The sequence below is a fragment of the Microbispora sp. KK1-11 genome (assembly GCF_006874435.1).
GTDB classification, from domain to species: Bacteria; Actinomycetota; Actinomycetes; order Streptosporangiales; family Streptosporangiaceae; genus Microbispora; species Microbispora catharanthi.
The window spans coordinates 153,480-170,587 of record NZ_VIRJ01000001.1 but is presented as its reverse complement, the minus strand read 5'-3'; the positions used below and the strand labels follow the sequence as shown (position 1 = coordinate 170,587).

At 73.5% G+C, this 17,108-nt stretch carries 18 protein-coding genes; 11 read left to right on the top strand and 7 right to left on the bottom strand.

Annotated features, from left to right (window positions below; genetic code table 11):
• Window positions 1–28: 28 nt before the first annotated feature.
• Window positions 29–664, top strand: a complete 636-nt coding sequence (locus tag FLW16_RS00785; RefSeq protein ID WP_142556544.1) for a DUF3043 domain-containing protein — start codon at window positions 29–31, stop codon at window positions 662–664.
• Window positions 665–706: 42 nt separating this feature from the next.
• On the opposite strand, the gene FLW16_RS00780 is transcribed toward FLW16_RS00785, so the two are convergent.
• Window positions 707–1,786, bottom strand: a complete 1,080-nt coding sequence (locus FLW16_RS00780; protein WP_142556542.1) for a hypothetical protein — start codon at window positions 1,784–1,786, stop codon at window positions 707–709.
• A 64-nt stretch (window positions 1,787–1,850) separates the two neighbouring features.
• On the opposite strand from FLW16_RS00780, the gene FLW16_RS00775 reads away from it, so the two are divergent.
• Entirely contained in the window at window positions 1,851–2,849 is a 999-nt protein-coding gene (locus FLW16_RS00775; RefSeq protein WP_142556540.1) for an aldo/keto reductase family protein, read from the top strand.
• A 91-nt stretch (window positions 2,850–2,940) separates the two neighbouring features.
• On the opposite strand, the gene FLW16_RS00770 is transcribed toward FLW16_RS00775, so the two are convergent.
• Window positions 2,941–3,147 (bottom strand): hypothetical protein, encoded by a 207-nt coding sequence (locus FLW16_RS00770; protein WP_139578251.1) that lies wholly within the window; start codon window positions 3,145–3,147, stop codon window positions 2,941–2,943.
• Between the two features lie 163 nt (window positions 3,148–3,310).
• On the opposite strand from FLW16_RS00770, the gene FLW16_RS00765 reads away from it, so the two are divergent.
• A complete protein-coding gene (locus FLW16_RS00765; RefSeq protein ID WP_142556538.1) occupies window positions 3,311–4,357 on the top strand; it encodes a bifunctional adenosylcobinamide kinase/adenosylcobinamide-phosphate guanylyltransferase in 1,047 nt (348 codons plus the stop codon).
• Between the two features lie 18 nt (window positions 4,358–4,375).
• Window positions 4,376–5,335 carry an adenosylcobinamide-GDP ribazoletransferase gene (locus FLW16_RS00760; protein WP_142556536.1) on the top strand — a complete coding sequence of 320 codons (960 nt, stop codon included), beginning with the start codon at window positions 4,376–4,378 and terminating at the stop codon, window positions 5,333–5,335.
• Between the two features lie 13 nt (window positions 5,336–5,348).
• Here the strand turns inward: FLW16_RS00760 and FLW16_RS00755 are convergent, their stop codons facing one another.
• The 3 genes from FLW16_RS00755 to FLW16_RS00745 are packed head-to-tail and all read right to left on the bottom strand — an operon-like array spanning window position 5,349 to window position 7,647.
• Window positions 5,349–6,272: a CPBP family intramembrane glutamic endopeptidase gene (locus FLW16_RS00755; protein WP_260614731.1), complete on the bottom strand. Its 924-nt coding sequence runs from the start codon at window positions 6,270–6,272 to the stop codon at window positions 5,349–5,351.
• A 5-nt stretch (window positions 6,273–6,277) separates the two neighbouring features.
• Window positions 6,278–7,291, bottom strand: a complete 1,014-nt coding sequence (locus FLW16_RS00750; protein ID WP_142556534.1) for a DUF1648 domain-containing protein — start codon at window positions 7,289–7,291, stop codon at window positions 6,278–6,280.
• The gene (locus FLW16_RS00745; protein WP_142556532.1) at window positions 7,288–7,647 is read right to left on the bottom strand and encodes a GntR family transcriptional regulator; all 360 of its coding nucleotides are present in this window, start codon (window positions 7,645–7,647) and stop codon (window positions 7,288–7,290) included. The genes FLW16_RS00750 and FLW16_RS00745 overlap by 4 nt, the downstream gene beginning before the upstream one ends.
• 136 nt (window positions 7,648–7,783) lie before the next feature.
• On the opposite strand from FLW16_RS00745, the gene FLW16_RS00740 reads away from it, so the two are divergent.
• The 6 genes from FLW16_RS00740 (at window position 7,784) to lipB (ending at window position 14,827) form a co-directional block, all read left to right on the top strand.
• Window positions 7,784–9,304 (top strand): leucyl aminopeptidase, encoded by a 1,521-nt coding sequence (locus FLW16_RS00740; protein ID WP_142556531.1) that lies wholly within the window; start codon window positions 7,784–7,786, stop codon window positions 9,302–9,304.
• Window positions 9,305–9,457: 153 nt separating this feature from the next.
• A complete protein-coding gene (lpdA, locus tag FLW16_RS00735) occupies window positions 9,458–10,837 on the top strand; it encodes a dihydrolipoyl dehydrogenase (protein ID WP_142556530.1) in 1,380 nt (459 codons plus the stop codon).
• A gap of 33 nt (window positions 10,838–10,870) precedes the next feature.
• Window positions 10,871–12,373 carry a 2-oxoglutarate dehydrogenase, E2 component, dihydrolipoamide succinyltransferase gene (gene sucB / locus FLW16_RS00730; RefSeq protein WP_142556529.1) on the top strand — a complete coding sequence of 501 codons (1,503 nt, stop codon included), beginning with the start codon at window positions 10,871–10,873 and terminating at the stop codon, window positions 12,371–12,373.
• A 111-nt stretch (window positions 12,374–12,484) separates the two neighbouring features.
• Window positions 12,485–13,375 (top strand): TIGR01777 family oxidoreductase, encoded by an 891-nt coding sequence (locus FLW16_RS00725; RefSeq protein WP_142556528.1) that lies wholly within the window; start codon window positions 12,485–12,487, stop codon window positions 13,373–13,375.
• Window positions 13,376–13,409: 34 nt separating this feature from the next.
• Window positions 13,410–14,150: a peptidase E gene (locus FLW16_RS00720; protein ID WP_142556527.1), complete on the top strand. Its 741-nt coding sequence runs from the start codon at window positions 13,410–13,412 to the stop codon at window positions 14,148–14,150.
• A 2-nt stretch (window positions 14,151–14,152) separates the two neighbouring features.
• Entirely contained in the window at window positions 14,153–14,827 is a 675-nt protein-coding gene (gene lipB / locus FLW16_RS00715; protein ID WP_260614730.1) for a lipoyl(octanoyl) transferase LipB, read from the top strand.
• Between the two features lie 3 nt (window positions 14,828–14,830).
• Here the strand turns inward: lipB and FLW16_RS00710 are convergent, their stop codons facing one another.
• Both FLW16_RS00710 and FLW16_RS00705 read right to left on the bottom strand, forming a co-directional pair.
• A complete protein-coding gene (locus FLW16_RS00710) occupies window positions 14,831–15,118 on the bottom strand; it encodes a DUF6204 family protein (RefSeq protein ID WP_260614729.1) in 288 nt (95 codons plus the stop codon).
• Window positions 15,115–15,768, bottom strand: a complete 654-nt coding sequence (locus FLW16_RS00705) for a TetR/AcrR family transcriptional regulator (RefSeq protein WP_142556525.1) — start codon at window positions 15,766–15,768, stop codon at window positions 15,115–15,117. Before FLW16_RS00705 ends, FLW16_RS00710 begins: the two co-directional genes overlap by 4 nt.
• 83 nt (window positions 15,769–15,851) lie before the next feature.
• On the opposite strand from FLW16_RS00705, the gene FLW16_RS00700 reads away from it, so the two are divergent.
• Window positions 15,852–17,027: a hypothetical protein gene (locus FLW16_RS00700; RefSeq protein ID WP_142556524.1), complete on the top strand. Its 1,176-nt coding sequence runs from the start codon at window positions 15,852–15,854 to the stop codon at window positions 17,025–17,027.
• Window positions 17,028–17,108 lie beyond the last annotated feature (81 nt).

The following is a 17,108-nucleotide window of genomic DNA, read 5'->3' as shown; positions in this document are numbered from 1 at the left end:
AAGTTGCACTCCCGGTAGGCTGGGCGACGTGTTCCGACGTCGCAGCCAGACCTCAGCGGAGGACTCCCCCGTCCCTGTAGAGGATCCTAAGCCCCACGGCACCCCGGGTAAGGGCCGTCCCACCCCGAAGCGGAGCGAGGCGCAGGGCCGCCGCCGCTCCCCGGTGACCGCTCCGGCCAACCGCAAGGAGGCCTACCGCCTGGCGCGCGAGCGCGACAAGGCGCTACGCAGCAAGCAACGCGAGGCCATGCTGCGCGGCGACGAACGGGCGCTTCCGGCGCGCGACCGCGGCCCGGTGCGCAAGTTCGCCCGCGACTGGGTGGACTCGCGGCGACTGCCGGGGCAGTACTTCCTGCCCGTCGTGTTCGTCATCATGCTGCTGTCGATGGTGCCGTTCCCGATTCCGGTCCGCTCGGCCGTCATGCTGGTCTACACACTGTCGCTGCCGGTCGTGATGGTGCTCGTGCTGGCGAGCTCGTTCTACGTGGCCACGAAGGTGAAGAAGGAGGCGGCGGCGAAGTTCCCGGGCGAGGACCTCAAGGGCGTGGGCTTCTACGCGGCGATGCGCTCGTCCCAGATGCGCCGCCTGCGCTTCCCCAAGCCGACCGTCCTGCCCGGCGGCCTCCCGGTCGCCCTCAAGAACACGGCCGGCGCGAAGAAGTGACCCGCACGGCCCTCTGAACCGGGCCGCCCGACCTGGGCCGCTTCACTTCCACTCCAGGACGCCCTCGCCTACCACTGGGACCGACCCGCCCACCGGGCCGCCCTCGGCGAGGGCGTCCGCCGTGGCCTTGAGCAGCGCGTAGTACGACGACCACTCGTCCTCGAAGTACGGCAGGTCCCCGTCCGCCGAGCCCACGCCGCCCGTGGCGGAGTTCGTCACGAGGTAGTCGTCGTAGTCGGAGGAGTAGGCGAAGGGAATGCCTCCGCCCATCTGGCAGACCTCCGGCCAGGACGAGACCAGCCCACGCGCGCCCATGATCGCGTGCTTGCGCGGAAGCTGGAACGCCGCCGTCCCGCGCGCGCCGTTGTGGCGCAGCAGCGAGGCCCGCAGCGAATCGGGGACGGGCCTCCCGATCCTCGCCTCGGCCTTGGCCACCAGACGGGCCCCGGCCGGCTTGTTCAGCGAGGCGTACGTCTTCGGCGCGTGCGCCTTCAGCCATCTCTCTATCCGCCGCCACTGGCGGTTCACCGCGGCCGTCACCGGCCGGGAGATCGGCCGTACGGCCGGGGTCGTGGAGCCCGTCCTCCTGAGCGCGCACGCCGGGTCGGGCGACGGCGGCGGCGGCTGGGCCACGGGCACGTCGGCGACCGGATCCGGGGACGGGACCGCGGGGACGGGTTCGGCGTACCCGCCCGCGTACGCCGCCCGGCCGGACGGCGTCCCCGCCGCCGGACGGAAGACGGCGGTCTCCAGCAACTGCGACGTGAGCACGAGCAGGCCGAGCGCGACGAGCGCGGCGGTCCAGCGGCGCGCCTTCCTCCCGCGCGGCCGCTCGATCCGGGGGAGCCCGTCGAGGAGACGGGCGATCGGCGCGCCGGCCTCCGGCCGGTCGTATCTCTCGAGGTCCTCGCTCGTGGGCCATCCGAGCACGGGCTCGGGGCCGCGCCGGGCCGGATATCCCGCATCCTGCGGCGGGGCAGGGCGCGGAGCCTGCGGGGCGGGAGCGGCCGGCACGGCGGCACGGCGGCGGCGGGCGACGACGACAAGCCCGGCGGCGACACCGGCGACCAGCGCGACGGCCAGAGCCAGTCGTACGGGGCGAGAAGCGATCAACCGGCGCACGCCGGGCACCTTACCGCGAACCACCCAGAGCTGTGACGCGATGTCATGACCTAAGGTCGGACCCATGGAATACCGTCATCTTGGCCGCAGTGGCCTCATGGTCAGCGAGATCAGCTACGGCAACTGGATCACCCATGGGTCGCAGGTGGAGGAGGACGCCGCCGTCGAGTGCGTCCGCGCGGCTCTCGACGAGGGTGTCACGACCTTCGACACCGCCGATGTCTACGCCGGGACCAGGGCCGAGGAGGTCCTCGGCCGGGCGCTGAAGGGCGTCCGCCGCGAGTCGCTGGAGATCTTCACCAAGGTCTACTGGCCCACCGGTGAGGGCAAGAACGACCGGGGACTGTCCCGCAAGCACATCACGGAGTCGATCAACGGGTCGCTCCGCCGGCTGCAGACCGACTACGTCGACCTCTACCAGGCGCACCGCTTCGACGTCGAGACGCCGCTGGAGGAGACCCTGCGGGCCTTCGACGACCTCGTACGGCAGGGCAAGGTGCTGTACGTCGGCGTCAGCGAGTGGTCGGCCGACCAGATCGCCCGGGCCTTGAAGATCGCCGACGACATGGGGTTCGACCGGCTGGTGTCCAACCAGCCGCAGTACTCGATGCTCTGGCGGGTCATCGAGGCCGAGGTCGTGCCGCTGTGCGAGAAGGAGGGCCTGGGCCAGATCGTCTGGTCGCCGATCGCGCAGGGCGTGCTCACCGGCAAGTACCTGCCCGGCCAGCCGCCGCCGGCCGGGTCCCGCGCCACCGACCCGTCCGGTTCGGGCTTCATCGGCCGGCTGATGGACGACGACCTGCTGCGCCGGGTGCAGGACCTCAAGCCGATCGCGGCCGACCTCGGGCTCTCCATGGCCCAGCTCGCCGTGGCGTGGGTGCTGCAGAACCCGAACGTGTCGTCGGCCATCATCGGGGCCACCAAGCCCGAGCAGGTCCGCGACAACGTCAAGGCCTCGGGCGTGAAGCTCGACGCCGAGGTGCTCAAGAAGATCGACGACGTGCTCGGCCCGGTCGTCGAGCGTGACCCGGCCAAGACCGTCAGCCCGTCCGCGCGTCCCTGACGCCGTCTCCGGTCCCGCAGGACCGGTGTCGTCACGGGGGTCGCGACCGCGCCCGTCGCGGTCCCGGCCCCCGCCCGGCTCACCCGGCGCATCACTCGGCGCGCAGGGACATCCCCGAGTATTCGATCCGCTCGTCCTCCATGAGCGTCACCTGCTCGACACCGGCCTCGAGCAGCTCGCGCCAGCTCTCCCCCAGCCACGACTCCGCGTCCGACTGGCTGGAGAAGATCTCCCGGGGCAGCGGCCGGTCCGTGACCTCGCCGCCGTTCGCGTCCTCGTAACGCCACCGCCAAATCATCCGCACCCGCTCCTTCGGTTCCTCGCCGCCCCCGCACCGGGACTTCACGCCGGGGACGGTGCGGCACAAAGACCGTGCAGCCGGACCCTATCCTCTCTTCCCGGCGTCCACTCCCCCGCCGACGCGGGGCCGCCCGGCGACACGGACGCGGAAAGGCAGCGGCATGGAGATCCGCCTGGAGGGAACCGGCGGCCCGGAGGGCTGGCCCGTCCCCGGCTGTCCCTGCGCGTCCTGCGGCCGGCTCGCCCCCGGCCACCGGCGTCCGGCCTCCGTCGTGCTCGACGGCCGCGTACGGCTCACGGACGGCCGCCCGCCCGCCGGGTACGTGATCAGCCGGACGGCCGACGGGTGCGAGGTCACCGGGCCTGGCGGCGGTCGCCTGTTGTACGCCGCGGGGCCCGCCACCGGCTCCCCCGGGCGGGACGAGCACGCGCCCTTCGACGTGGTGCTCATGGACCTGCCCGACCGGCCGGAGCGGCTGGGCGACCTGCGCCGCCGCGGTCGGGTCACGCCCGCGACGCGGATCATCGCGGTGCACCTCGACCACCGCGTCCCGGCGGAGAGCGACCTGGCCCGCCGCCTCGCCCTGTGGGGCGCGGCCGCCGTCCCCGACGGGACCGTCGTGGACACGGCGAGCGCGCAGGCGGAGCCGTGGGTGCGGCCGCGCCGGACGCTGCTGCTGGGCGGGTCGCGGTCGGGCAAGTCCGAGGAGGCCGAACTGCGTCTGGCCGCCGAACCCGAGGTGACCTATGTCGCCACCGGGCCCTCGGGCGGTGACGACCCGGCCTGGCTCGCCCGGGTGCGCGCCCACCGTGAACGGCGCCCGGCCCATTGGCGGACCGTGGAGACGACCGACCTCCTGTCCGCCCTGTCCGGCGGTCCGGGGACGTTGCTGATCGACGGGATCGGCACCTGGCTCGCCGCCGTGTTCGACGAGTGCGCCGCCTGGCCGGACGGCACGCCCGCCGCCGGCCACCGCGCCGCCCTCGACCGGGTGGCGGAGCGGTGCGACGCGCTGACCGCCGCCTGGCGCGGCACCCGCGCCCGGGTGGTGGCGGTGAGCGACGAGGTGGGCCTCGGGGTGATCCCGGCCACGCCCGCCGGACGGCTGTTCCGCGACGCGCTCGGCCGCCTCAACCAGGCCCTCGCCCGCGAGTCCGAGGACGTCGCCCTGGTGGTGTCCGGCCGGGTCGTCCCGCTGCCGCTGTGACAACTACGATCTGCCCTCGTGCCCGATGAACCCCCTCGAACAAGCGGCTTCGGCGCGGCCTGGCGGCTCGCGGTCGGGACCCTCACGGTGTTCCCCGTACGGCCGGTGGAGGTCGACCGCGCAGTGGCGGGACGCGCCATGTCGCTGGCTCCCCTCGTCGGCGTGCTGCTCGGCCTGGCCGCCGCCGTGGTGCTCGAGGCCGCCGGTGCGGCGTCGGGCTCACCACTGCTCGGGGCCGTCCTCGCGGTGGGGGCCCTGGCGTGGCTGACGCGGGCCCTGCATCTCGACGGCCTCGCGGACCTGGCCGACGGGCTCGGCAGCGGCAAGCCGGCCGACGGCGCGCTCGACGTGATGAAGCGCTCCGACATCGGCCCGTTCGGGGTCGTCACCCTCGTGGTCGCCCTGCTCGTGCAGGTGGCCGTGCTGTCGCGGAGCGGCACGGCCGCCTGGGTCGCGCTGGTGGCGGCCGCGGCGACCGGCAGGCTGGCCGTCACCTGGGCCTGCCGCGAGGGCGTGCCCGGCGCCCGGCCCACCGGCCTCGGCGCCCTCGTCGCCGGCACGGTACGGCGGGGCACTGCGATCACGGTCACCATCGCCACGGCGGCCGTCGTCGTGGTGCTCGCCCTCGTGGCGGCCACCGGCCCGTCGCTGCTGGACTACTGCTGGCCGTTCGGTCTGTCGAACCCCTTCGGCCGTGCCTATCCCGAACCGGTCCCCTACTCCTACTCCGAGGCGACCTACGGGTACACCGCCTACTCGGACCCGCGGCCCGGCGGGCTGCTGCGTCTCCTGTCGGGTGATCCGTATCTGATCACGGTGGCCGGGCTGCTGCTGGCGATGGCCGCCGGGCTGGGGGCCGCCGCGCTGCTGCGCCGCCGGGCCGTACGGCGGCTGGGCGGCGTCACGGGCGACGTGCTCGGCGCCCTGGTGGAGACGGCCACGACGGTGACGCTGCTGGCCGCCGTCCTGCTGATGTGACGCTCGTGAGCACTCAGCGCGGCGCGGTGACGGGACGCAGCCGGTAGACGACGAGGACGGCGGCCGCGAGCAGCATCCAGCCGACGACCCCGGTGATGCCGGCGAGCGCCGCGTTCGGCGGGGCGGCCGCGTCGCCGAGGAGCAGCGCCAGGCCCGCCAACGCGTTCAACGAGCCGTGTGCGATGACCGCGGGCCACACGCTGCGCGAGCGCAGCCGCATCCAGCCGAGCAGCGCCCCGAATATGACGCAGAAGCCGACGAACAGCGCCGCCGCCCAGGCGCCGAGCGCCGGGTAGTTGTAGCCCTTCAGCGTGAGCGGAGCGTGCCAGAGCCCCCAGATCACGCCGGACAGCACCATCGCGGGCCATACACGGCGGGGTCCCGGCGCGGACGAGACGGCCGGGTCGCCGAGCAGGCGCGGCAGCAGCCAGCCCCGCCAGCCCCACTCCTCCCCGAGCGCGGGGATCGCGTTGAGGAACGGGGCGATCAGCACGGCCTGCACGGCCTGCACGGCGTAGAGGACCCGCGGGTCCAGCGGCACCTTGCCGAGGGCCGCGCCCAGTTGCGCGCGGAACAGGCTCAGCCCGGCGAAGTCGAGGCTCACCACGCCGGCGGCGGCGCTGACCAGGAGGGCGACGGCCACGAGAAGCGGCACGCCGAGCAGCGCCGCCACCAGGAGCGCGGCCGTCCCGCCCCGGTCCGGTCCGAGCGTGAGCCCGGTCGCCCGCGCCCATTCCCTCAGCGGCGTGCCGCGCCGCCGGGTGAGCCACACGGCCAGTACGCCGAGGGAGGGCGTCAGCATCATCAGGCCCCCGACCAGCGCGAAGGCCGGCGTGCCGAGCCGTACGGCCCCCAGCCAGACGGGCAGCGCGATCAGCCACGAGGCCCCGAACGCGACAAGGAGGAAGAGCCAGACGTCTGCATTGCGCCGGATCACGGTCGTCACCTTCCGAGGGAGGGGTGCCGCCGGGCGATGAGGGCGTTGAGCAGGGCGGCGCCGGCCTCGGCGTCGTCCACGCTGATGGCGAGCCGCCCGCCGGAGGTGTACCGCACGACCAGGCACTCGCCGCCGCGGATCATGATCGTGGCCCGTCCCGGAAGGCCGCGGTAGCCCCATCCACCCACCTGGGCCGGATACCGCTCCTCCACCCACGCCCGCTCGACGCGTTCCAGCCGCACCCTGCGCGAGGGCCACCGCAGCGGGCCGACCGACACGGTCAGCGCTTCGGGGACGACCCGCACCGAGACCGACGACAGCACCGTTCCGACCACGCCCACGACGGCGAGCGGCACCACGGCGCGCCAGCCGCCGGGGAACAGGCCGGACAGGGCCGTCCCCGCGAGCGCCACCGCGGCGGCGAGCGCCACGATCGCCAGCCAGGCCGCCCACGGCGCGGTGGTGGTGGAGACCCACACCGGCCGCTTCCCCGGGTCGAGGTCGATCCGCGGTCGCGTCCGCGGTGGCGCCGGGGGAACGTCCGGGCCGCACAGGCCGGCGAGCCGGCCCAGCGCCCCGAGCGCGATCGGCGCGGCGACGATCACCACGACCTGCCAGCTCATGCTCGCGGCGCGGGTCCAGTGGCCGCGGTCGAGGTTGGCGGCGATCGTGAAGGCCTGCGTGACGACCATGAGCCCCCCCGCCCAGGCCAGCCCGGCGCAGTACCAGGCGCGCGGCGTACGGCGGACCAGCGTGCGGGCCCGCGCCCCGACCCCTGCGCCGACCCCCGCGACGACGGCCCACAGCACGACCGGAAGGAGCACGAAGGCCGGGAACGGCATGGAGCCGTCGGGCCGCCCGGACGGCCCCCAGTGGGTGGCCAGCGGGTCGGGCAGGCGATCGGCGAAGGCCAGCGGCACCGCCACGAGCACGGCGGCGACCAGCACGGCCCAGGCCGCGGAGGCCAGCAGGAACCGGGTGCGGAAGCCGGTTACGGAGGTGTCCTGCGGGTCGGTCATGCCATTTCCTCGCTGAGGTCCTTGATGAGAGCGACGACGTCGTCGGCGGTGAGGCCATACCTGGCGGCCTCGTCGAGCAGGTCGCGCGCACGCGTCCCGAGCGCCTCGCGGCCGTCCGGCCGCCGCAGCACGGACACCCCGCGCCCGCGGCGGAACTCCAGCAGGCCCTCGTCCCGCAGGTCGCGCAGCGCGCGCAGCACGGTGTTCGCGTTGACGCCCAGCGCGTGGGCCAGGTCGCGGGCCGGCGGCAGCCGATCACCGGGCGCGACGTCCCCGGCCCCGATCGCGCGCCTTATGGCGGCGGCCACCTGTTCGTGCAGGGGCCGCGGATCGTTGAGATCGAGCGTGAGCAACATGATGCTATCGACATTAGCACCATACGCCCGAAAGATCGCGATGGTGCTAGTTTCATTGGCATCATCAAGATTACCGATAGGTAGGATGAACCCTCGTTTATGCGTAGCCGAGTAAGCCCAGCTAGCATCGGCTCACGTGACCACAGTGCGCATAAACGCATCTGACGCGGTCTCCATCGAGACCAGTGCTCTCATAATCGGCGTCCACACGACCCCGGAGGGTCCACGCCCGGCTCCCGGAGGCGAAGGCCTCGACCAGGCCCTGGACGGACGACTCGCCGAGATCCTCACCACAATGGGGTTCACCGGCAAGGCCGAAGAGGTCGTCAAGATCCCGACCCTCGGGGCGCTGCCAGCGCCCGTCGCCGTCGCCGTGGGCCTCGGCGACGCGCCGCAGGAGGGCGCCGAGGACGGCTACGACCTGGAAACCCTGCGCCGCGCGGCCGGAGCGGCCGTCCGCTCACTCGCAGGCACGGCGTCCGCCGCGCTCGCTCTGCCCGCCCGTACGGCCGCCGAAGCGGAGGCCGTGGCGCTGGGCGGCCTGCTGGGCGCCTACGACTTCACGCGCTACCGCACCGGCGGTGACCGCAGGCAGCCGGTCGGCGAGCTGACCGTCCTGTCCGGCGCGGCCGGGGCCGAGGAGGCCGTCGCGCACGCGGCGACGCTCGCCGACTCCGTCACCCTCGTCCGCGACCTGGTGAACACGCCGCCGTCGGACCTGTGGCCCGCGCGCTTCGCCGAGATCGCCCAGGAGACCGGCGGCGAGGCCGGCCTGTCGGTCGAGGTGCTCGACGAGGTCAGGCTCAAGGAGGACGGCTACGGCGGCATCATCGGCGTCGGCCAGGGCTCGGTCAATCCGCCGCGCCTGGTCCGCGTCGCCTACAGCCACCCCGAGGCCACCCGGAAGGTCGCGTTCGTCGGCAAGGGCATCACCTTCGACTCCGGCGGCCTGTCCCTCAAGCCCTCCGCCTCCATGGACTGGATGAAGTCGGACATGGGCGGGGCGGGAGCCGTGTTCGGCGCCCTCGTCGCGATCGCCCGGCTGGGCCTGCGGGTCAACGCGGTCGGCTACCTCTGCCTCGCCGAGAACATGCCCTCGGGCAGCGCCCAGCGCCCCTCCGACGTCCTGCACACCTACAGCGGCAAGACCGTCGAGGTGCTCGACACCGACGCCGAGGGCCGCCTGGTGCTGATCGACGGCATCGCCCGTGCCACCGAGGACGAGCCCGACGTGATCATCGACGTCGCCACCCTGACCGGTGCCCAGATCGTGGCGCTCGGGTGGCGCACGGCCGGCGTGATGGCCAACGACGACGCCCTGCGCGAGGAGATCGTCCGCATCGCCGGCGAGCAGGGCGAGGGCGCCTGGGGCATGCCGCTGCCCGCCGAGCTGCGCAAGGGGCTCGACTCCGCGGTCGCCGACATCGCCAACCTCCAGCCGGAGCGGTGGGGCAGCATGCTCGCCGCGGGCATCTTCCTGCGGGAGTTCGTCCCCGCCGGCGTCCGCTGGGCGCACGTGGACATGGCCGGGCCGGCGTTCAACAAGGGCGAGCCGCACGGCTACACGCCCAAGGGCGGCACCGGCGCGCTGACCCGCACGCTCGTCGCCGTCGCCGAGCGCTACGCGGGGAACGGCACGTCCACGCAGGCTGTTTAACAGAAAGAGCCTTCGCGGGCTGTTCGAAGAAGGAAGACGGCTCCGCCGCGGCGTGCCCGCGCGGGCCCGGGCCGGGGCCACGATCTTCCTGGACAAGTGAAAAGATGCTGCCGGGTCCACCCGGCGGTGCGAATACGACCAAGGAGCATTCCAGTGGCTGATGGCAGCGGCCCCTACGACATCGTCGTCCTAGGTGGCGGTAGCGGTGGTTACGCCTGTGCCCTGCGGGCGGCCGAGCTCGGCATGAACGTCGTCCTCATCGAGAAGGACAAGGTCGGGGGCACCTGCCTGCACCGCGGCTGCATCCCCACCAAGGCGCTGCTGCACGCGGCCGAGCTCGCCGACCAGGCCCGCGAGGGCGAGTCGTTCGGCGTCCGCACCCGGCTGGAGGGCATCGACGTCCCCGGCGTCCACGCGTACAAGGACAAGGTGATCGGGGGCCTCTACAAGGGCCTGGCCGGGCTCATCAAGAGCAAGAAGATCACCGTGGTCGAGGGCGAGGGCCGCCTGGCGGGTCCCAACCGCGTCGTGGTCGGCGACCAGGTCTACGAGGGCCGCAACGTCGTGCTGGCGACCGGCTCGGTGCCGAAGTCGCTGCCCGGCCTCGACATCGACGGCGAGAAGGTGATCAGCAGCGACCACGCGCTGGTCCTCGACCGGATCCCGTCCTCGGTCGTCATCCTGGGCGGCGGCGTCATCGGCGTCGAGTTCGCCAGCGTGTGGCGCTCGTTCGGCGCCGAGGTCACGATCGTCGAGGCGCTGCCGCACCTGCTGCCGCTGGAGGACGAGTCCAGCTCCAAGCTGCTGGAGCGCGCCTTCCGCCGCCGTGGCATCAAGTACGAGCTGGGCGCCCGGTTCGAGAGCGTCAAGACCACCGACACCGGGGTCGTCGTCTCCCTGGAGAACGGCAAGACCCTCGACGCCGAGATCATGCTCGTCGCCGTCGGCCGCGGCCCGGTCTCGGCCGGCCTCGGCTACGAGGAGAACGGCGTCACCATGGAGCGCGGCTACGTGCTCGTCGACGAGTTCTGCCAGACCAGCGTGCCGGGCGTGTACGCCGTGGGCGACCTGATCCCCACGCTGCAGCTCGCCCACGTCGGCTTCGCCGAGGGCATCCTGGTCGCCGAGCACATCGCCGGGCTGAACCCGGTGCCGATCGACTACGACGGCGTGCCGCGCATCACCTACTCCGAGCCCGAGGTCGCGTCGGTGGGCATCGCCACGTCGGTCGCCCGCGAGCGCGGTCACGACGTCGTCGAGCTGAACTACAACCTCGCGGGCAACGGCAGGAGCAAGATCCTGCAGACCCAGGGCGAGGTCAAGGTCGTCGCCGAGCGCGACGGCCGGGTGCTCGGCGTCCACATGGTCGGCAGCCGGGTGGGCGAGCTGATCGCGGAGGCTCAGCTGATCTTCAACTGGGAGGCCACGGCCACCGACGTCGCCCAGCTCATCCACCCGCACCCGACCCAGTCCGAGGCCCTCGGCGAGGCCATGCTGGCCCTGGCCGGCAAGCCGCTGCACGTCCACAACTGAAGCCCTCCTAGCGAACGCGAGAGAAGACACACCATGCCGGTCTCCGTAACCATGCCCCAGCTCGGCGAGAGCGTTACCGAGGGCACCGTCACCCGCTGGCTGAAGAAGGAAGGCGACCGCGTCGAGGCCGACGAGCCGCTCCTCGAGGTGTCCACCGACAAGGTCGACACCGAGATCCCTTCGCCGTCCGCCGGCTACCTGACCAAGATCATCGTTGCCGAGGACGAGACGGTCGAGGTCGGCGCCGAGCTCGCCCTGATCGACTCCGAGGCGGGCGCCGCCCCGGCCGCCGCCGAGCCGGCGGCGCCGGCTCCCGCTCCGCAGCCCGAGCCCGAGCCTGAGCCCGCTCCGGCCCCGCCGCAGGCGGCGGCGCCCGAGCCCGCCGCGCCGATCTCGTCGATCCCGCAGCCCGCGCCGTCCGTGGTGACGCCGCAGCCGGTGCCCCCGGCGCCCGCGCCCGCCCCGGCCCCGCAGGCTCCGGCTCCGCAGCCGCAGGCACAGGCGCCCGCCCCGGCCGCGCAGCCGAGCGAGCCGACCCCGCTGCCCACGTCCGGCGAGAGCCCGTACGTCACGCCGCTGGTCCGCAAGCTCGCCGCCGAGCACGGCGTCGACCTCGACGCGCTGACCGGCACCGGCGTCGGCGGCCGGATCCGCAAGCAGGACGTGATCGAGGCCGCCCGCGTCCAGCGCGAGCAGGCCGCCGCCGCTGCCGCCGCTCCCGCGGCCCCGCAGGCGGCGTCCGCCCCGGCCCAGGCTCTCGCCGCCCCGGCCGCCGCCGCGCCCGCCGCGTCGGAGGTGCGGGTGGACACCACGCTGCGCGGCCGTACGGAGAAGATGTCGCGCCTGCGGCAGACCATCGCCAAGCGCATGGTGGAGTCGCTGCAGGTCTCGGCCCAGCTCACCACCGTGGTCGAGGTCGACGTCACCCGCATCGCGCAGCTCCGCAACCGGGCCAAGGACGAGTTCCAGCGGCGCGAGGGCGTGAAGCTGTCGTTCATGCCGTTCTTCGCGTTGGCCGCGGTCGAGGCGCTCAAGCAGCACCCGAAGCTGAACGCCACGATCAACAGCGAGACGAACGAGGTCACCTACTTCGACGTCGAGCACCTCGGTTTCGCGACCGACACCGAGCGCGGCCTGCTCGTCCCGGTGATCAAGAACGCGGGCGACCTCAACATCGCCGGGCTCGCCCGTAAGATCGCCGACCTCGCCGAGCGCACCCGCACCAACAAGGTGAGCCCGGACGAGATCACCGGCGGCACGTTCACGCTGACCAACACCGGCAGCCGGGGCGCGCTGTTCGACACGCCGATCCTCAACCAGCCGCAGGTCGGCATGCTGGGCACCGGCGCGGTCGTCAAGCGCCCGGTCGTCGTGGACACCCCGGAGGGCGAGGTCATCGCGGTCCGCTCGATGGTGTACCTCGCGCTCAGCTACGACCACCGCCTGGTCGACGGCGCCGACGCGGCCCGCTTCCTCACGACGGTCAAGCACCGTCTCGAGGAGGGCCGCTTCGAGGCCCAGCTCGGCCTGGCGTAGCCGTACGCCCGGGGCCGGCGCGAGCCGTACGACCCGGACGACACTGGGGCCGTCCCGCGCTTCGCGGGGCGGCCCCCTTCGTTTCCGGGTAGTGATCGGTGCGTGGAGACGATGACGACAGTGGTGACGGGCTCCTCCGGACTGCTCGGGACGGCTCTGGTGCGGGCGCTGCGCGCCGACGGGCACGAGGTGCGCCGCCTGGTACGGCGCGCGCCCGCCGGGCCCGACGAGCGCTTCTGGGACCCTGCGGGCGGCGTGCTCGACCCCGGGGCGCTGGAGGGCGCGGACGCCGTCGTCCACCTGGCCGGCGCCGGGATCGGCGACCGGCGGTGGTCCGAGGCGTACAAGCGGGAGCTGGTGGAAAGCCGGGTCAGCGGCACGCGCGCCCTCGCGGAGGCGCTGGCCCGCGCCGATGGCGGGCCGCGGGTGCTGCTGTCCGCCTCCGCGATCGGGTTCTACGGCGACACCGGGGATCGCGCGGTGGACGAGTCCGCGCCGCCGGGCACGGGCTTCCTGGCCGATCTGGTGCGCGGCTGGGAGGCCGCCACCGCACCCGCGGAGGAGGCGGGCGTGCGGGTGACGCCGCTGCGCACCGGTCTCGTGCTCAGCGGCCGGGGCGGCGCGCTCGCCCGGATGCTGCCGATCTTCAAGATGGGCGCGGGCGCCGTGCTCGGCAGCGGCAGGCAGTACGTCTCGTGGATCTCGCTGCCCGACTGGGTGGACGCGGTCCGCTTCCTGCTCGCGCACGAGCTGGCCGGGCCCGTGAACCTCACGGCTCCCGAGCCGGTGACCAACGCCGAGTACACCGCCGCGCTCGCGAAGGCGCTGCGGCGCCCGACGATGCCGCTGCCGGCCCCGCGTCTCGCGCTGCGCCTGGCGCTCGGGGAGTTCGCGGAGGAGGCCCTGCTCGCCGGTCAGCGGGTGCTCCCCCGGCGGCTGCTCGACGCGGGTCATCGGTTCGCCCATCCCACCGTCGGCGAGGCGCTGGCCGCCGTACTCTAAAGAGTCATTCGATCCGGGAACGGGAGTGGTGGGCATGAGCCGCATCGGGCAGTCGCACATCGTCGCCATCGGAGGCGGGTCGTTCCGGCAGACGGAGCGATACGGGTTCATCGAGCCGACCGCCCTGCTGCGTTACGTCCTCGACCTGACCGGTCAGGACCGGCCCAAGCTCGGCCTGCTCGCCACGGCCACCGGCGACGACGCCGACTGGCTGCTCAAGATGTACGGCGCGTTCGCCCGCTGGGACGTCGAGGTGAGCCACCTGACGGTCTTCCCGATGCCGAACGTCGAGGACCCCCGCGAGTGGATCCTGGAGCAGGACGCGATCTACGTGAGCGGCGGCAGCGTCGCCAACCTCGCCGCGCTGTGGCGGCTGCACGGCCTGGACGAGGCGTTCGCCGAGGCGTGGCGGGCGGGGATCGTGCTGTCCGGGCAGAGCGCCGGCGCGCTGTGCTGGCACGTGGGCGGCAACACCGACTCGTTCGGGCCGAGGCTGCGGCCCTGGGCCGAGGGCCTGGGCCTGCTCCCCTACTCCTGCGGCGTCCACTACAACTCCGACCCGCAGCGGCGGGCGCTGCTGCACGAGTCGGTCGCGTCGGGCGAGCTGCCCGAGGGCTACGCCGCCGACGAGGGCGTAGCGCTGCACTACGTGGGCACGGAGTTCATCCAGGCCGTGACCACCGACCCCGAGGGGTACGCCTACCGGATCGAGCGGGACGGGCCCGCGGTCAAGGAGCTGCGTATCGAGCCCCGGCTGCTGACCTCTACTCTGTGAACGTGCTGAAGGGCGATGGGAACGTGAAGGGCGTGGCCATCGTCCGCCTGGGCGTCGACGTACCGTACGAGCAGGCGTGGACCCTGCAGCGGCGGCTGCACGCCCGGCGGGCGGCCGACGAGATCTCCGACCTGTGCCTCATGCTGGAGCACGCCCCCGTCTACACGGCGGGCAAGCGGACGCTGCCGCACGAGCGGCCGGTCGACGGCACGCCGGTCATCGACGTCGACCGGGGCGGGAAGATCACCTGGCATGGCCCGGGGCAGCTCGTCTGCTACCCGATCATCCGCATCGGCGACGTGGTCTCCTACATCCGGTTGCTGGAAGAGGTCCTGATCCAGGTCTGCGCCGACTTCGGGCTGACGGCCCGGCGGGTCGAGGGCCGCGGCGGGGTGTGGGTGCCCGGCGACCCCGCGCACGGGCTGCCCGACCGCAGGCTCGGCACGATCGGCATCCGGGTCTCCGGCGGGGTCACCATGCACGGCTTCGCGCTCAACTGCGTCAACGACCTGAGCTGGTACACCCGCATCGCCGGTGACGACGCCGGGGTCACGTCGCTGGCGGCCGAGACCGGCCGGCGGATCATGGTCGACGAGGTCATCCCGTTCGCCGGCAAGCGCCTCGCCGAGGCGCTCGGCGAGGAGCCGTACGACCTGTACGAGGAGGATCTCGCCTGACGGCTACGCGCCGCGGCCCTTCCTGCGGATCTTGATCTGGCGCATGTCGGTCACCGCGACCCGCAGGATCTCGTACGGGTGCCCGTGCGCGTCCAGCGCGGCCATCGCTCCCAGCGCGGCCTCGTCCTCGCCGTCGTCCGGCCCCGCGGGCACCTGGCAGCGGAAGGTGAAGGCGGACACGCTCGCGTCGTTGGTGAACGTGCCGCCCTCGGTGTAGGCCGCGCCGCCCGCCGCCGTCACGGCGGCCCGGCCGGCGTCGTCGAGCCCCTTGAACTTTCCTCTGATCGTCACTCTGAACACGGTCGTCCCTCTCGTACGGCATAGGCGCGGATCCGCTCGCCCAGGAGGCTCTCGGCGACGTCGAGCAACTCCAGCACGGCGGCCGCGATGGCGTCCTGGCTCTCCCCCGCCGTCGTTCGCCGCCCGATCTCGGCGTACACCAGCGAGTGGAGGCAGCCGATGTGCCAGGCGACCACGCGCGGCAGCGGATCGCCGGGGTCCGCGCCGGTCTCCTCGGCCAGCGCGAGCGCCAGCGCGTCGGTCATCCGGCGGCCGAGGTCCTCCAGCCGGGCGGTCAGCGTGGGGGCGGCCCGCATCATCTCCAGCACACGTCCGAATCCCGCGCTCAGCCCGACCGTGCGTTCGCGTCCGTGTATCTCCCGGCGCAGGCGCTCCAGCACCGCGACGGCCGCCGACTGGCCCGGCGGCCGCTCCCGCACGATGTCGGCCAGCCTCAGGGGCGACGCCTCCTCGGGCGGGAGCACGAGGTCCTCCTTGGCCTGGAAGTAGTTGTAGACGGTGTTCACCGACACCTCGGCGGCCTGCGCGACCTCGGCCATCGTGACGTTGTCGAATCCGCGCTCCACGAACAGCCCGACCGCCACCTCGGCGATGCGCTGCCGGGTCCGCCGCTTCTTGCGCTCCCGCAGTCCCTCGGCCATTGCTGAACTCTACTGCAAAGTTGCAATCGACTGCACTTTTCTCGGATCTCGCCCGGCGGGACGGCCTCGGACATACTCGCGGCATGAACCTCTCCTCACCCCCCGGCGAGGTCCGTACCGATCTGCTCCCGCGTGACGCCAGGAGGCGGTTCCTCCGGCTCCGCGGCCGGCGACTGGACAGGCCAGGCCGGACGGCCGCCAGGCTGGTCTCCTTCGCCCTGTCGGCCGTCGTCCACGCGGTGACCGCGGCCATCCTGGCCGCCGGCGTCCTCATCGTCGTCGACTGGCACGGCAACGTGCTCGGCTGGCTGTTCGGCGGCGTGCTCGCCGCCATCGCGATCCTGACCAGGCCCCGCACGGTCCGGCTCCCGGACGGCGCCGAGGAGGTCACCAGGGCCGAGGCGCCCACCCTGTTCGAGGCCGCCGACCGGATCGCCGGGGCCGTCGGCGCCGCGCCCCCGGCCGCGATCCACCTGCACGACCGGCTCTTCCGGTGCGCCCACCTGCGGACCGGGATACGGCGGCGGCCCGTGCTGCTCGTCGGCCTTCCGCTGCTGCTCACGCTGACGCCGCGCGAGCGGGCGGGCATGCTCGGAGCGGAGCTCGCGCGCGACGTCAGCGGCGACCCCGGCCGGGGCCTGCTCGTGCCGTCCGCGCTCGCCACCACGGGAGAGTGGCGGCACGCCCTGATGGGCATGCGGGTGGACCGCTACCGCGACTTCGGCGACCCCGTGCTGAACGGGCACAGCACCGTTCCTGGGGGCAGGATGGCGTCGCAGGCGATCGGCAAGGTCACCGGCTGGGTGCTGGTGTGGCCGTTGTTCCTCGCCGAGCTCGCGCTGCGGCGGCTCGTCTCCGCCCAGTCGCAGCACGCCGTCTACTACGCCGACCAGGTCGCGGCCCGCGCCGTCTCGTCGCGGGCCGTCGTCGAGTACGCCGACGCGCTCACCATGGCGGAAAGCCGCCTCACCCCCGTGATGGCCGCGGCCAGGCGCGGGGAGACGCCCGAGGAGATCCGCCGCGCCGTGTTCTCCAGGGAGACCGACCCCGGCCTGGTGGCCGCGCGCCGGGAGGACTCCCTCGCCGGACAGGCCGCCTGGCAGGCGGAGCCGCCGACGGCGCTGCGGGCCGTCCTCCTCGAATCGGCCGGCGTCGAGGAGGGCTCGGTGGGCCTCGGCTCCGGCGAGTCCGACCGGATCGACGCCGAGCTGTCGCGCCACCTCGCGCGTACGGTCCGGGAGCTGTCCCGGATCACCTGAAAGCAGGTAATAAGCTGGGCTCGTGAACGAGCGTTCCGACAGGCACGCAGGCCCGCGTACGGCGCAGGGCCGCGTGCTCCC

Coding starts and splice junctions, on each gene's coding strand:
- FLW16_RS00745 (WP_142556532.1), bottom strand. CDS start 7,647: ATGTTGCTCACGCTCGATCTCAACGATCCGCGGCCCCTGCACGAACAG.
- FLW16_RS00705 (WP_142556525.1), bottom strand. CDS start 15,768: ATGGCCGAGGGACTGCGGGAGCGCAAGAAGCGGCGGACCCGGCAGCGC.
- FLW16_RS00700 (WP_142556524.1), top strand. CDS start 15,852: ATGAACCTCTCCTCACCCCCCGGCGAGGTCCGTACCGATCTGCTCCCG.
- FLW16_RS00765 (WP_142556538.1), top strand. CDS start 3,311: ATGGAGATCCGCCTGGAGGGAACCGGCGGCCCGGAGGGCTGGCCCGTC.
- FLW16_RS00775 (WP_142556540.1), top strand. CDS start 1,851: ATGGAATACCGTCATCTTGGCCGCAGTGGCCTCATGGTCAGCGAGATC.
- FLW16_RS00770 (WP_139578251.1), bottom strand. CDS start 3,147: ATGATTTGGCGGTGGCGTTACGAGGACGCGAACGGCGGCGAGGTCACG.
- FLW16_RS00720 (WP_142556527.1), top strand. CDS start 13,410: ATGAGCCGCATCGGGCAGTCGCACATCGTCGCCATCGGAGGCGGGTCG.
- FLW16_RS00725 (WP_142556528.1), top strand. CDS start 12,485: ATGACGACAGTGGTGACGGGCTCCTCCGGACTGCTCGGGACGGCTCTG.
- FLW16_RS00750 (WP_142556534.1), bottom strand. CDS start 7,291: ATGACCGACCCGCAGGACACCTCCGTAACCGGCTTCCGCACCCGGTTC.
- sucB (WP_142556529.1), top strand. CDS start 10,871: ATGCCGGTCTCCGTAACCATGCCCCAGCTCGGCGAGAGCGTTACCGAG.